We start from the raw sequence: 16576 nt of genomic DNA on the forward strand, positions 1-16576 counted from the left end.
TTTAACTGATTGCTTTACGGATTTTTTTTCCAACTTCTAATTCTTCCCCATTAAAAAAGCAAAGAACATTGTTTGTTCGATCAATCATTTTGATTTGTCGCGCATTAATAATGTACGATTTGAATACTTTATAATATTCAGGTAGATCTAGCTGTTTGATGACCTTTAACGAAGTTTCAATGCACTCAACTGATTTCTTTTGATGGAATACGATTCGGTTTCGCTCTCCTTTGATCGTTGTTATGTAGTTGATTGCTTCTGCATCAACGATCATCAACTCTCGTTTACTGACAATTTTTAATAAGTGCTTTTTTCCCAGCAATGATCGTTTCACTTCAATTGCTTCTGTTAACAAATTTCTTAACTGCATTGCCACATCCTTTTCTTCTGTATCGATGATTCCTAAAGGACAGATAAGATTCAGTTTCTTGATTTCGATTTTGGACGCATAGGCACCATAAAAAGCAATTTGACACTTTTTGCACTGCTCCCTCAATCGCCCTGCTAATTGAAAACTTCGATCAAATCCCATCATTTCAATGGAAAATAAAAATAAATCGTTCACATCTGTTAGGTACCCTTCAAGAAAAGAATCTAGTTCTTCCGGTGAAATGATCTCCACCATAGAATAAGGAACATGACTTTCAGTGATCATTTTTTTCATCACATTTCCATTAAAAAAGTTGTCATCTACTATATAAACAGCGAAATTGCTCAAATTTGCAGACATCTTAATTCTCCTTTTCACATCATTTCTAATTGTATTCTTAATTAAAAATGCCTGCTTGCACTTTCAAACGAATTAACGAAACGTTTATGCAAAAAAGGTAGTTTAAATTAAAAACAAAGTAAGAAAAGACTTTATAATTGGTCTAAACCTATTATAGTAAAGGAGATTCCGGCGTACTGCTTTCTTAACACATTTATAAGACAGAAAGCGCAAACAACAATAATAACTTATGTTTTTTTAAGTAGTTCAACTAGTTGGCTATTCCAAAGCTTACCGACTGCTGACCAACCTTTCTAATGATTTTCCAAAAATAAACTTCGCCCCAAAAAAATACTAATCGTTATTTATTTTTCGTTTTTGTGCAAAAAAAAAGCTACCCTCCTCTTGGGGCAGTCCGTTCATGGGTAATCAACTGTTTCCTCTGAAGATTTTCCATCAAAATAAAAGTGATCATTAGCTGCTGCAAGATGCAATTAAAAAAAATTTTCTACTTAATTTACCATATCGAATCTTCATGGACACGACAAAAAACCATTTATTTTGAACAATAAATGGCCTGTTTGCTGCTTTTTTTTATGCTTCTGATTTACATGCATCCCTTGAATTTTACTTGTTTTCTTTCCTTCTATATTAGTAAGGAATTTCTTACAAGTGCTCATGGGGTTTTATCATCTGTTTTTTTTAATGCTCGTTTTAGTTTTCGATTATGCCAAATCAGATAGGCGATGATCAGACATAATACACTACCAATCGATAAATAGAGAAGGAGCGGCGAAGAGGTTTCTTCAATACTGACATCTTGCTCGTTTCTTTCTTGCGCTTCTTGACTTGCAACTTGGAAGGTAGGCTCTCCTTGCCATTCTTGATCAGCTGCTTTGAGAATTGTTTTTATTTCATACTCTCCTGATTGCAGTTCGTTTCCCTCTAATGGCAATGCGTAATTCATTAACGCATTGGGCGCTAATTGGACCTCTTTTTCCCCTTTGATCGCTGTTGCTTTCCCATCATGAAACACTTCGTACGTAAGCGTAGCTTTACTAAGATAATCGGCCGCTGTGTTTTCCACCGCTACGATGATGACATTACGGCGATTGATTTCTTCCAGATGGGCTTCCTCAATTTGGACCGCTGGCGGGATGTCAGATTCTTTGTTTCTAAGCAATACTGCTACTTCTCTGGCTAATAGGTTTTGAACATTCCCTTGAAATTCTTGACTGCCGATTTGCTGGACGTATAGTCCCCCTGCCAAAATCCCATCAAAGGATTTAGATGGCATCTGGACTGTCAAGGTGATTTCTTTTTGCTCATTAGGAGCTAACGAAAGGGTTTCATCACTTAAAGTGACGAGTTCTTCGATCGCGTATGGAGCAGAAGGCGTTGCTTCCTCATTTGCCCCCGAGTACTCAACGACACCCGTCATGTTTGTGACCGCTCGATTAAAGGATAGCTGTAAATTGATTGGTTGCTCGCTTTTATTGGAAACCATGACCGCTAGTTTTTCTTCCGCCTTGGGCTCCAGCAACAAATCATAGTACATCAACTCTTTGTCCCGCTGTGACTCTGGCAATTTGATTTGAACATCGAAGGTATCAAGTGAATCTGCTGCCCCCGTACTACTAGTACCAATGAAAAATAAGACCATTAGAATACTTACTAGCCAATTCTGAATTCCTTTGCCTCGAACTTTCTTCTGATGCATCCTGTCAGATCCTTTCTACACAAAATAGGAAAGAAAAACCAGCTAGCATAAAAAGCAGCCGCTTAGGCAAGCTGCTTTTTTTCTGCTAACTGTTACGCAATGACTACTGCCCTATGGGGTCGTCGGCGCACTACTGATCGTCCAAACGAGGGTCGTTTGATAGGTTGCTGATTGTTTTTCCGTATTGGCTGGGATCGAAAGGGTAAATTGTTCTAAAGGCATCGACGTTTCACCGATCCCTTCGCCAGCGTTGGCGGTCAAGAAGGCATACTCATTGTTGATCGCCGCAAAATCAAGCTCGCCATTGGCAATATCACTGGCTCCGGTTGGCGGCAAACTTAAGTTGTTGGTCAAGGTACCCGTATCTACTGTTAATACCGCACCGTCCAACGTGCTGTCTCCTGCCGTAAATTGGGTTGCTTGCCGTACTTTGATTGCCCAAGAAGAGTTCGCCTGTCCTCGGTTATCGCTGACTGCAACTGCCCCTCTTTGCAGCGTTGACCCATCCCCAGGTAGTCCAGTCCCATCCGTAGTAGCCACCCACGTTTCGGCATTTTCTGTTTGGATCTCATGGGCACCAAAATCTAAATTCGTTGGTAGCTGCGTATTGGGATCACTCCCGCCTTTATCCGGGTCAAACACGATGCCACCAGAGGTATATTCTACGACACCGGCCGTGTCGTCCGCTTGCACTGTCGCACCGATGCTAAGTGTCGTCAATATTCCTAATGCCCCCACTACGTATTTCTTTGAAATCATTTTTCCGTCCTCCTTTTTTTGATGCTAAAGATCAATGTCAGACTAATGAAGAATCCGCCTATTATGGGCAGCCAAAAGTAATTGGCCTCTGCAAGCTGCGGCAGCGGTTCTTCCGCGTTAGTGACCGTTTCTTGACTGGTCGGTGGTTCAATTTCTTCATCAATTGAATCACTGCTAGATGTTTTCGTTGGTCCTTCATAAAACTCAATGTTGCCGGTCGTCGTATTGGCTACTGCTGATGGAACGATACTGTAGAAACTGCCGATCAGCAAAATCAGAAGAAGCACAAGGGAATTTTTTTTCATTCTGCTCTTCCTTTTCAAGGTGTATCGGAAACGGTCCACACGACTGTGGCGCGATACTGACCTTGAAATTTAGGTGTTTTCTCAGGTACAAATAAATTGAACTGGGAAAAATTAACAGTCAGTCCACCAGTCGATGCCGCATTTTCCAACGTCACCACATTTTTTTCGACATTTTGCTGCAGGGCAATCGTTGCATTATCAGGTAAAACCACTCGACCGTCCGTAAAGGTCGAATTGACAGTTCCAAGCTGAACCCTTAATTCGGCGGCTGGCAATGTGCGTGTGCCATTGACCCAATTGGTGGATTGTCTGACCTTCACTTGCCATTTTTTCTGCCGATTGCGGGTATCATTGATCCGTAAAAGCCCAGTTGTAGCAGTTGCGCTTTGATCGCCGTTGGCGGTTGCCCGCCACGTCTCACTCTTTTTCGTTTGAATGGCATGTCGGCCAAAATTCAGCTGAGTCGGCAGATTCGTCCGATCCATCGTCAATGCTTCGACCATAAAATAAACCATAGTTTGGCGACTGCTGATATTTAGCGCACTAAAGTTCAAGAGATTGATATCCGTCGGCTTTGCCTTCAACACAGAAGCGGAAAAGTTAGCGGTCCAATTTGCGGTCAACTGACCTGGACCTGAAAGTAACGTCGGAATTTGAACATCCGTTGCTCCTAAAACAGCTGCATCAGCCATTTGTTCTTGGACAGTTGCCAAATCATTCAACGCTGAATTCACGGTGCTAAGCAGAGTATTGAGCAACCCTTGCAGCAATGCGCGAACGACGCCGCCAATATCGATGCCGATTACTCGGATCTGAGTATTTTGAATCGCGGTACTTAAATTCCGTAGAATTTGCGGGACATTGGTTCCTAAGACGACACCAAGGTTCGAACTCATATTGGTATACAAAGCTTCTCTTTGGGTGGTGAACTGCAACGGACTGGTTATTTCTACATTCCCGATATTTCCGACAGTTTTTAGTAAAGAAATCTGCTGATTGATCGCTGTCAAATCAATTTGAACAATCCCAAGGTTGAGATTTAGTGAACTGGTCAAGGAATCAAGTGCCGTTAAGATCGCATTCAGCAGTGGGACATTGGCAATATTGACTGTGGTCGATGTCTTGATGGCTGCTGATCCATTGGCACTGATGCTAGTTCTCAATTCTGCTGGGATCGCTAATAAAGCAAATTTATCTTCCCCACTGACATTGACAGAAGCGTTCAACCCGCCGTTGCCTTTGATCGAAAAAGTCACTGGTCGATTTGTCACGCTGCCTGGCCATGGAACGCTTACTGAGGTGCCACTTGTATTGGCACTCGTTAAATTGCTTAAAATCTCCACATCTAAAACATTGACTGCTGCTTCGGCTTTTATTGTCGTTGTTAAAAGATACAAATTGACGAAACTGATGCTGGTCAAAAAGAGAATTAATTGGCTGATCGTCCATTTGTAAAAACGTTTTTCCCTCCTTCTGCTTTCCATACCATTTCTAACCCTTTCTTTACGAAACGATGATCATTGCTTCAAAACTATTATTCACTAGAGATACCAGCGGAGGATGTCCACTCCGCTGGTAAAGTCATGCTATTTTTGTTGGTCTTTTTTCTTTCTTGCTTTGAAGAACAAGCCAATTCCTCCGACTACGAAGACTGCTGCCCCAATCACTGAAGCATACCAAGTTCCTTCGGATCCCGTTTTCGGTAGGTACTTACTTCCCCACCAGCTTTGATTGTTATTGCTGCCGTTGCCGTTGTTGTTTCCCCAACTGCCCCAGTTACCCCAAGCACCGTTGCTTCCGTCCGTGCCATTGGTACCATTAGAACCATTGGTGCCATCCGTTCCATCGCTGCCATCTGTTCCGTCAGTACCATTTGAACCATCCGTACCATTGTCACCTGTTGGTACCACGATTGGTGTTGCTGCACTGCGGTATTCTCTGCCACCTGCTGTAACGATAGCCACAACGTTAAGGGTTTCTTCTGGTGAAACATCCTCTGGGTCTAATGTGATGCTGAAGGCCCCATTTCCATTAGTCGTTCCAGTTCCGACAACGTCACCCGCTTCATTCAAGATTTCGATCGTCCCATTGGCTGGCCCATTCCCGAAGACTGGATAGCCATCGGTAGGATTGCCAGTGATCGTGGCAACCGGTGCGTCAACCGTCAAGGCACCGACTACGGTCGTCGTCGGATCACTTAAGGTTTCGCCTTCGGCTAAGGCAAGAACCGTAACAGTTTCGCCTTCCGTCGCTTCCGCGGATAACTCAACATCCCAGTCACCATTTTGATCGGCGATCGTTGTGATCGGTCCTTCAGCTGCGAAGATAGTCAGTAAGCTACTTGTTAACGGATCACTGATGGTAACGGTGATCGTCGCACCTGGCTCACTCGTTCCGCTGATCGTTGTATCACCAGCCGTGACTGGGTCAATGGTTGGTGTATCAGTTTTGATGCTTTCATCATCGACAGGCACGACGATTGGGGTCGCATTACTGCGGTAGTCATCCCCACCGGCAGTGACGATCGCCACAACCGTTAAGTTTTCTTCTGGTGCGACATCCTCGCTAGTCAACGTGATCGTATAGTCACCATTTCCATCGGTAGTGCCTGTTCCAACGACATCCCCCGCTTCATTAAGAATTTCAATCGCTGCATTGGCAGGTCCGTTCCCACTTACTGGATAGCCATCTTGTGAATTCCCAGTAATGGACGCTGAAGGTGCGTTGACCGTGATACCACTGACAACGGTCGTTGCTGGTTCACTGGCGGTTTCTCCTTCACTTTGCGCCACTGCTGTTACGATTTCATCTCGAGAAACTTCCGCAACGTCTACTGACCAATTTCCTGCTTCATCTGCTTGGCTTTCAACCGCTTCTTCGCCCGTTACCGTCACGGTGACCATCGCTCCCGCTACAGCAGTACCAGTGATGGTCGTATCACCAGCTGTGACTGGTTCGATGATTGGTGTGGCGGTTTGGTCGATCGTATTCTCGACAGGCACGACGATTGGTGTGGCATTACTCCGGTAGTCTTTGCCGCCGGCTGTGATGATCGCAACGACGTTCAATGATTCTTCAGGAGAAACGTCTTCACCAGAGAGCGTGATCGTGTAATTGCCATTCTCATCGGCATTGCCTGATCCAACGACATCCCCCGCTTCATTCAAGATTTCAATCGCCGCATTTGGTGCTGCCATCCCCGTCACTGGGTAACCATCCTCTGGATTGCCGGTGATCGAAGCAGTCGGTGCTGAAACCGTGATGCCATCCACACTCACTGTGATTGGTGCACTAGGATCTTTTTCAGGTGATTGTGCCACAACAGTGACGGTATCACCCTCCGCAACTTCAGGTACCTCGACTGTCCAATTGCCCTCTTCGTCCGTTTCGGTCGTGATCGGTTCATTTTCACCAATCGTTACCGTCACCGTTGAACCTGGTTCGGCAGTCCCGCTGATCGTCGTATCGCCAGCTTTGACTGGATCGATCGTTGGTGTTGCAGTTTGTTGCTCTTCTTGATCCAAAGGTACCACGATCGGTGTCGCATTACTGCGGTATTCCTTGCCGCCAGCTGTCAGAACTGCGACGACGGTTAGGCTTTCCGCTGGTGCAACAGCTGTTGGTTCAAGAGTGATACTGTAGTTCCCTTGCGCGTCTGCGGTTCCTGAACCGACGATTTGTCCATCGCTATTCAAGATTTGTACGGTGGCATTGGCTGGTGCCGTTCCAGTTACTGGATAGCCATCCGTGCTATTGCCTGTGATGGTTGCACTAGGCGCAGTGACCGTCAACGCACCCACACCAACTGTGACTGGAGCGCTTGGCTCTTTGTCAGGTGATTGAGCCACGACAGTGACTGCATCGCCTTCAGAAACTTCTGGTACTTCTGCCGTCCAATTGCCTTCGTCATCCGTTTCAGCCGTGATTGGTTCCGCATCTGGTACGGTGATCGTCACGGTTGAACCTGGTTCAGCAGTTCCGCTGATGCTGGTATCCCCCGCCGTGATTGGATCGATCGTTGGTGCTGCTGTCTGATCCACTACCGTATCTGCTGGTACGATGACCGCTGTTGGATTACTGCGGTACTCTTTCCCACCAGCTGTAACGATGGCAACGACGTTTAAGGCTTCTTCTGGATCGACAGTTTCAGCAGTTAAGTCCACTGTATAGTTGCCGTCTCCATCAGCAGTGCCTGTTCCTACGTCTTCATTGGCTGCGTTCAAGATCTCGATCGCTGCATTGGCTGGTGCTGTACCAGTCACTGGGTAGCCATCCGTGCTGTTGCCGCTGATGGAAGCTGTTGGTGCTGCAACAGTCACTCCTTCAACGATGACAGTGATTGGATCACTTGGGTCTTTGCCGTCACTGTCTGCGACGACCGTGATGGTATCTCCTTCAGACAATTCAGGCACATCGACACTCCAGTTGCCTTCGTCATCTGTTTCGGCGGTTTCTTCTGTGCCATCAGGTAGTGTTACAGTCACAGTTGAGCCAGGTTCGGCCGTTCCGCTAACTGTTTCATCGCCTGCTTTGATTGGATCAACCGTTGGTGCCGTTGTTTGATTTTCACCAGGTTCAGCTGGCACCATGATCGGTGTCGCTGGACTGCGATAATCCTTGCCACCTGCTGTGACCACCGCAACCACCGTCAAGTTTTCTTCAGGAGAGACATCTTCACTAGTCAAAGCGATCGTGTAACCCCCTGCAGCATTGGTCGTACCCGTTCCTACTGTCTCGCCAGCTTCATTCAAGATTTCGATGGTCGCATTCGCTGGTCCTGTTCCAGTCACTGGATAGCCATCGGCTGCATTGCCGCTGATAGACGCACTAGGCGCCGCCACCGTTAATGCCCCGACCGTGATCGTTGCTGGTGTACTTGGTGTTTCATTTTCTATTTCTGCCACTGCCGTAACAGTTGTCCCTTCGGAAAGCTCTGGCACCTCAGCTTGCCAATTGCCCTCGTCGTCAACTTCAGCGGTTATTGGGTCTTGCTCACCAATCGTCACGCTGACTGTTGCTCCTGGTTCGGCTGTCCCGCTGATTTCTGTTGCGCCAGCCACTGCTGGATTGATCGTTGGTGTCGCCGTTTGATCCGTTGGCACCACGACAGCCGTTGGTTGACTACGGAAGTCATCCCCACCTGCTGAAACGATAGCAACGACACGGACCGTTTCGCCCGCTGATACTTCTTCACTGGTCAAGGTAACGGTGTAAACGCCATTCTCATTGGCTGTTCCTGTGCCAATCACTTGATCATCAGCATTTAAGATTTCGATTGCCGCATTGGCTGGTGCTGTACCAGTTACGGGATAACCATCTTCACTATTGCCAGAAATTGTTGCTGTTGGTGCTGCCACGATCAGCCCTTGCACCGTCACTGTTACTGGTAAACTTTCTGTTTTGCCGTCTGCCAAGGCAGTAACTGTCAAGACATCATTTAGAGAAACCGTCGGCACAGTTGCCGTCCACTCACCCTCGTCATTCGCTGCCACTGTAACAGTATCGCCGTTTGGTAGTTCAACCGTTACATCTGCCCCAGGTTCAGCCGTTCCGCTAACGGTTGTAGCCCCAGCAATCACTGGTGCGACAGTCGGTGCCGCTGTTTGGTCTTCTGCGTTATCTTCTGGCACCACGATAGTAGTTGCCGGACTGCGATAGTCTTGACCGCCGGCTGATACGATAGCCACCACTCGCAAGGTTTCTGCTGGTGAAACACCTTCTGTCAAGGTGATCGTATACTCACCGTCTCCATTGGCAGTACCACTGCCTACCACTTCATTGGCAGCATTTAAGATTTCAATGGCTGCGTTGGCTGGTGCTGTCCCTGTGACTGGATAGCCGTCAGTACTGTTGCCCGTGATCGTTGCGGTTGGTGCAGCCACGTTCAAGGCACCGACACCAACACTGATTGGTGCACTTGGGTCTTTGCCTTCAGCTTCCGCAACCACTGTGACTGTGTCGCCTTCTGAAAGTTCTGGTACGGTGACTGTCCAATTGCCTTCCTCATCCGTTTCGGCAGTCACTGGATCTTCTCCAGGAATCGTGACCGTCACCGTTGAACCAGGTTCGGCAGTTCCTCCGATGGATGTATCACCTGCTTGCACTGGATCGATCGTTGGGGTAGTCGTTTGGTCTGCTGGTACCACGATGGAGAGCGGCGCACTGCGGTACTCATCGCCGCCAGCTGTTACCACTGCCACCACCTGTAGTGGTTCTGAAGGATCAACATCGTCGCTGCTCAAGGTGATGCTGTAGGCACCTTCCTCATTTGCTTCGCCACTGCCGACAACCTCACCAGCTGCATTTAAGATCTCAATCGCTGCATTCGGCGTTGCCGTTCCGGTTACTGGATACCCATCGGTACTATTGCCGCTGATCGCTGCTGTCGGTGTCGCCACACTGAGTGGATTTACGACGACCGTTGCTGCGTCACTTGGTGTTTCCCCATCAAGGGTCGCTACCACAGAAACAATTTCTCCTTGAGAAACCTCGGGCACCGTTGCCGTCCAATTGCCTTCGTCATCTGCTTCGGCAGTGACTGGCTCTGCGTCACCAATCGTGACTGAGACTGTCGCGCCGGGTTCAGCCGTTCCGCTGATGGTGGTGTCGCCGGCTGTCACCGCTTCAATCGTTGGGACTGCAGTTTGATCCAATGGTACTGTGATTGGGGCAGCCGCACTGCGGTAATCTTGACCACCGGCTGTGACTACAGCTATCACCCGTAAGGTTTCAGCTGGAGACGCATCATCACTCGTTAACGTAATCGTATATTGACCTTCGTCATTGGCGGTGCCAGTACCTACGACCTCGTCATCGGCATTCAAGATTTCGATGGCTGCATTGGCTGGTGCCGTTCCCGTTACTGGGTAACCATCAGTACTATTGCCGCTGATCGTCGCGGTTGGTGTAGCGATTGTCAACCCATTGACCCCAACACTGATTGGTGCACTTGGGTCTTTGTCTGGTGCTTGTGCGACCACTGTGACGGTTTCTCCTTCAGAAACTTCAGGAACTTCAACCGTCCAGTTGCCCTCGTCATCGGCTTCACCAGTCACCGGTTCTTCACCTGGGATCGTTACCGTCACCGTAGCGCCTGGTTCGGCAGTTCCACTGATCGTCGTATCCCCGGCATTGATTGGGTCGATGGTTGGTGATGCTGTTTGTTCAAGCTCATCTGCTGGGACCGTCACTGGTGTAGCAGGACTGCGGTACTGATCCCCGCCAGCTGTTACGATCGCAACGACAGACAAGGTTTCTGCTGGTGCTGCATCGGCTGGTGCGATGGTTACCGTATAGTTTCCATCCCCATCGGCTGTGCCAGTACCGATCACATCGCCTGCTTCATTCAGCACTTCGATCGCTGCATTCGCTGGTGCAGTCCCCGTGATTGGATAACCATCGGTACTATTGCCGCTGATGATCGCTGTCGGTGCTGCCACCGTCACTCCTGCGACTCCAACGCTGATTGGCGCGCTTGGCTCTTTGCCTTCGACTTCCGCAACGACCGTGACTGTATCGCCACCAGAAACTGCTGGCACTTCTGCAAGCCAGTTTCCTTCGTCATCCGTTTCAGCCGTTACTGGTTCTTGATCGGTGATGGTGACAGTAACCGTCGAACCTGGTTCTGCCGTTCCGCTAATCGTGGTATCACCTGCTGTGACCGGATCGATCGTTGGTGTCCCTGTTTGTTCAATGTCTGCTGGTACCGTGATTGGCGTGGCATTACTACGGTAGTCTTGACCGCCCGCTGTCACAACTGCCACTACCCGCAAGGCTTCTTCTGGCGCCACATCGGCTGGATCTAAGGTCACGGTATAAGCACCCGTGTCATCCGCCGTCGTGCTACCAACAACATCGCCTGCTTCATTCAAAATCTCAATTCCCGCATTCGGTGTCGTTGTTCCGCTGACTGGATAGCCATCCGTACTATTGCCTGTGATGGAAGCGCTCGGTGCACTGACCGTAACGCCATCCACGGTCACGGTAATCGGGGCACTTGGCTCTTTGCCTTCTACTTCGGCAACGACTGTTACCGTATCACCTTCCGTTAATTCTGGTACCGTCGCTTCCCAATTGCCTTCGTCATCGGCTTCTGCCGTGATCGGATCGCCTTCAGGAAGCGTGATCGTCACCGTTGCCCCTGGTTCAGCCGTTCCGCTGACGGTCGTATCCCCAGCTGTTACTGGGTCGATCGTTGGTGTTTCCGTTAAATTTTCTACATCATCTGCAGGAACTACAAGCGGTGTGCCTGTACTGCGATAGTCTTCACCACCAGCCGTCACGATCGCTTCCACTCGTAAGTTGTCGCCAGCTGTCACCGCTTGAGGATCAAGGGTGATCGTGAAGTTGCCATCCTCATCAGCTGTTCCGCTACCAACAACATCGCCGGCTTCATTCAAAATTTCAATCGCTGCATTGGCAGTTGCCGTTCCCGTTACTGGATACCCGTCTGTGCTATTTCCGATGATCGTAGCCGTTGGCGCTGCCACGGTTAAACCGTTTACACTCACGGTGATTGGGGCACTCGGATCTTTGCCTTCAGACTCAGCTACAACCGTCACGGAATCGCCTTCTGATAATTCAGGAACCGTTGCTTCCCAGTTGCCTTCCTCATCGGCTTCAGCCGTGATTGGAGCGCCTTCAGGAAGCGTGATCGTTACCGTTGCCCCTGGTTCGGCTGTCCCACTAACGGTCGTATCTCCAGCACTGACTGGATCGATCGTTGGTGTTTCCGTCTGCAGGATATCGGCGGGAACCACTACAGGTGTTGGGCTGCTACGGTAGGTTTCGCCGCCAGCGGTGACAACCGCCGTCACATTGAGGGTTTCTTCCGCGTCAACATCTGCTGGATCTAACGTCACCGTATAAACGCCATTCTCATTGGCGGTACCTGTTCCGACAATTTCGCCATCCGCATTGGTGATCTCAATGGCCGCATTTGCTGCAGCGGTTCCAGTCACTGGATAGCCCTCTTGGCTATTTCCTGTAATTGAAGCCGTCGGTGCATTGACCGTTAAGGCGGACACGGTGGTACTTGCTGGCTGACTTGGTGTTTGTCCTGCTAATTCGGCGACAGCTGAAACCGTATCGCCCTCTGACACTTCGGCCACATCAACACGCCAATTGCCCTCTTCATCGGCTTCCGTCACGATCGGATCTGCCCCGTTGACGGTCACAGTAATCGAAGCACCTGGCTCAGCCGTTCCGCTGACGCTTGTATCCCCGGCAGTCATCGGTTGAATCGTTGGTGTTCCTGTTTGTTGCTCGGCATCGTCTGCTGGAACGACGATTGGCGTATTGCCACTACGGTAAGTTTGGCCACCGGCAGTGACGATTGCGGCAACATTCAAGTTTTCATTTTCTGCTACATCTGCGGGGTTCAACGTGATACTGTAGTTGCCGTTCTCATTTGCCGTCCCAGAGCCAACGACTTCACCCTCGGCATTGGTGATTTCAATGGCTGCATTTGCTGCGGCTGTCCCCGTCACAGGGTACCCATCGGTACTATTTCCTGTAATCGAAGCCGTTGGTGCATTAACCACTGGTGCTGCTACCATTGCCGTTGCAGGCTCACTCGCCGATTCCCCATCAGCTTCCGCTACGGCTGTGACCGTATCGCCTTCCACCAATTCAGGGACATCCGCCGTCCAATTGCCGTCACCATCTGCGGTTGTCGTAATAGATGCACCGCCGTTGATCGCCAATGTAATGGCTGCGCCTGGCTCAGCTGTTCCGCTGATCGTCGTCTCCCCTGCTGTCAATGGATTGATCGTTGGTGTATCAGTTTGATCTTCTGGTGTATCTGGTGTAAACCAAATCGAGTTATTGCCGTCAGCATCCGTAAACAAATCAATGGTGATCAAATCAAGTTGCGACATCGTTCCTTCGAAGCGGGCTTCGTAAGGATTAGATGGATTCGCCACACCGTTTTCAACCAATTGTGCATAGGTCGGACTGGTGACATTCGTTGGAATGACCACATTGGTTTGACCTAAAACAGATGCAGAAGCGATTTGATCTGCTAAATCTGTCGTTGCATTGAAGACAGTTTGTGCCGTTTCAACCGTTGCGTTCAAAGTAGCTTTCGCTGTATTAACGGTACTTTGTACCAACGTATTGATTTGACCGATCAAGGTACCAATGCCTGGAATCCCACTTGCACCATCCAAAATACTGACTTGAATCTGGGCTGCTTGTAAATTATCGAGAATTTGATTGATGCGTTGATTGATAACGATAAATAAACCATCATCCACATTGGCAATCAGGGCACGTTCGTTATCGGTTAGTCCAGCTGGAACTTCAAAATTCGCTTGGCCGAATTGTCCAAGTTGATTTAATAAGTCTAACTGGGTAGTGATTTCATCTAAGTTGACGGAAATCACTTGGCTGACATCCACGATTGAAGCTGCCGTATACAACGGATTCGGCAAGCCCCCAACGATTGTTGGCGGAATATCCAGTGCATCAGCTAAATTTTGATTGACGATTCCATCCACCGTGCTAATCAAGGTATTGACTGCTGGCGTGACTGTACCGATCAGCGTTTGCAAGGCTGGGAAATTCCCCAGTTGGAGTATCACATTGGTGGAAATCGATGCATTCCCTGCCGGTTGAACCAAACCAGTAAGGCCTTGAGGAAACCCAACAACCGCGACTTTATCCCCATTCAAGACATCAACCGTTACTGCATTTGATCCAGAAATCGAGAAATTGACTTGGTTCGTTGCACCAGGAGTTGCATAAGGTGCAGACGCACTCGTGCCTGAGTTATTAGATGCTGTGATATCTGAGAAAAGTTCAGCTGAAACCAAAGCAGCTTCAACCGTCGTTGGTGCCCATAACAAACTTGCTGGCACGACCACTGTACTCGTCAACAACATCCCACTGACAGTTAAATTCGCAATAATGTTTTTCTTTGTTCGAACGCGTGTGTTTTTCTTTGAATCCATGAGCTTTTTATAATTAACGCCTTTCATTCATTCTCCTCCTGTTCGAAAAAAATTTAACCGACAAAAGATAAAACTGATGATCTCTGGAATCCTTCTTTCCCCCTTTAATACCAGATGAAAATCTATTTCAACCCAACACCCAAAGGCATAGAGAGAAAACAAAAGTAACCGATCGCACCGCGACGTTTTTTCGCATGCTTTCTGAAAAACCCAGTGATTTTTGTTCAAATAGTTTAGCAGCATAGTAGAAATCGCTTGTGAATCATAAAAATAAAATAACTAAACGAACACACTGTGTACCAAAATTCTAGCAAATTTATTTCTTTCCAACAAATTATAAACACGATAAATAATTAAAAAAACACTTAATTTAGCCTCAGAAAACATAAAAGGTTTATTTAATAAACAAGCACAAATTATTTATATTTATCTTATAAAACAGGCTGTTACGATAAAAAAATCTATTTTTTCGTCATTTAACCATTCCTTTTTTTATATTCAATCAATATAATGAATACGATTACATTTGTATACTTATGCATTTGTTTAGATAAAAACGACGATTGTGTTTTTTCTTGATTTCACCTTCGTTTTTACCCCTGCAAATAAAAAAACAAAAAAATATCACCCGATTTTTCACGATATCCTTCAAAATAACTCTTAGTAGCGAAAAAAAGAATCGAAACGTTCACAGAAAGTTCTATGAAAAAAGAATGAAAACTCCCCATTAAAATCGAGTCTACACCATTATGAAATAGAGTTTCTTCAGTCGCCATATCCCACTTTTTTCTTCCCAGAGAATTCCTCAGTATCTTTTTGGTCTTACATTTTGGACTTAACCATTTATTGGGTTCTTTTTGCTTATACTTGTTAGTCAGAAGGAAACGCAGCTGCCCAATCGTCTTCTTCTAATACCATTTAAGGAGCAAAAAAACGATGCATTGGCTAGTAATGATTCTTGTATTGATCTGCCTTAGTTTTGTCTAAAAAAAAGCGTGAGAATCGAATGTTCTCACGCTTTTCTATTATCCTCTCTGAGGATCCTCTATCACTAAGTTTACCAATCAATTTCTTTCATTAAATCAAGAAAGTCTGAAATATAAGACCTTTTTGATTCCTACACTGGGCTTGTTTTACTATAATGAGGAGACACAATTTCTTTAAAGCAATGAGAGCGGAGGGGTTCTTATGTATGGCGAAACGATCAGACAAATCCGATTGAAAAAAGGCTTCACCCAAAAAGAAGTCTATGGCACGATTATTTCAAAATCCTATGCAATTGAATTTGAAAAAGGCAAGCATCAGATTGCTACCAACTTACTCTTGCAAATCTTAGAAAATCTCTCAATGAATATCGATGAATTTCTCTATATCGCGAATGGCTATCGTCTGGATGAGCAAAATAGCTATAATCATCGGTACAATCAGTATTCAAACAAACACGATCTGCCAAATTTACAAAAGCTATTACAGGAACTGCAGCAAACCACTAGCAGACTAAACAATGTCCGTATTGCAGAGGTTCGCTCGCGAATTCGCATGCTGCAAAGCTTGGCAGAGCATGGGGTCTATCGGAAACGTGCTGTTTTAGAATGTGATCGTCAAACGATTATTTCCTATCTCATTGATGTTGAAAGCTGGACGTTGCAAGAAATCCAGTTATTCGCCAACACCATCGATCTTCTGGACAACGACCATAATTTCCTCTTTTTCAAAAAAGTATCCAAGATGCTCGAGTACTACATCGATATGGAAAAAGGTCGGGAAATCTATTGCGCGCTACTGATCAATTTGATTGAATACACATTAAAACACCAGCAATACGATGCAACGGAAGTTCTCGTTATCCAATTGAAACTTTTGGCGACAGACTACAAAGAGTTTTTTCACCAAACCGTCTGCAAATTTTTCCAAGGCGTGTTGCTCTTAAGAACCGGCGATCAAAAAGCGGGGCAAACGATAACTACAAAGATGCTAGCTCTCATGCGAGAACTGGATCAAGAAGCCCTTGCTGATGACTTTGCTTTACCGCTGGATGAAGACTACCTCCAGGTATTTGCCTCAGACGAGTGATAAAGCGGCAACTGCAGTGTTCGTTAATAAAAAAAGGAAGTGATAGCGATCATCACTT

At 47.0% G+C, this 16576-nt stretch carries 7 protein-coding genes; 1 reads left to right on the forward strand and 6 read right to left on the reverse strand.

Features of this window, described 5'->3' with window-relative positions; translation table 11 throughout:
* Nucleotide 1 precedes the first annotated feature (1 nt).
* The 6 genes from FJU10_RS01870 to FJU10_RS01895 all read right to left on the reverse strand — a co-directional run bounded on the left by FJU10_RS01870 (nt 2) and on the right by FJU10_RS01895 (nt 14472).
* Nucleotides 2-730, reverse strand: a complete 729-nt coding sequence (locus FJU10_RS01870) for a LytTR family DNA-binding domain-containing protein (RefSeq protein WP_140965004.1) — start codon at nt 728-730, stop codon at nt 2-4.
* Nucleotides 731-1385: 655 nt separating this feature from the next.
* Nucleotides 1386-2429, reverse strand: coding sequence for a DUF916 and DUF3324 domain-containing protein (locus tag FJU10_RS01875; RefSeq protein WP_140965005.1), 1044 nt, complete (start codon nt 2427-2429; stop codon nt 1386-1388).
* A gap of 111 nt (nt 2430-2540) precedes the next feature.
* Nucleotides 2541-3188 (reverse strand): WxL domain-containing protein, encoded by a 648-nt coding sequence (locus FJU10_RS01880; protein ID WP_140965006.1) that lies wholly within the window; start codon nt 3186-3188, stop codon nt 2541-2543.
* Complete coding sequence (locus FJU10_RS01885; protein WP_140965007.1) at nt 3185-3493, reverse strand: LPXTG cell wall anchor domain-containing protein; 309 nt, start codon at nt 3491-3493, stop codon at nt 3185-3187. The genes FJU10_RS01880 and FJU10_RS01885 overlap by 4 nt, the downstream gene beginning before the upstream one ends.
* Before the next feature lie 14 nt (nt 3494-3507).
* Complete coding sequence (locus FJU10_RS01890; protein WP_140965008.1) at nt 3508-4977, reverse strand: adhesive domain-containing protein; 1470 nt, start codon at nt 4975-4977, stop codon at nt 3508-3510.
* Nucleotides 4978-5079: 102 nt separating this feature from the next.
* Nucleotides 5080-14472: an Ig-like domain-containing protein gene (locus tag FJU10_RS01895; protein WP_140965009.1), complete on the reverse strand. Its 9393-nt coding sequence runs from the start codon at nt 14470-14472 to the stop codon at nt 5080-5082.
* A 1161-nt stretch (nt 14473-15633) separates the two neighbouring features.
* On the opposite strand from FJU10_RS01895, the gene FJU10_RS01905 reads away from it, so the two are divergent.
* Nucleotides 15634-16518, forward strand: coding sequence for a helix-turn-helix domain-containing protein (locus FJU10_RS01905; protein WP_140965010.1), 885 nt, complete (start codon nt 15634-15636; stop codon nt 16516-16518).
* The last annotated feature ends 58 nt before the right edge of the window (nt 16519-16576 follow it).

This window comes from Enterococcus sp. OL5, assembly GCF_006491895.1.
GTDB classification, from domain to species: Bacteria; Bacillota; Bacilli; order Lactobacillales; family Enterococcaceae; genus Enterococcus_D; species Enterococcus_D innesii.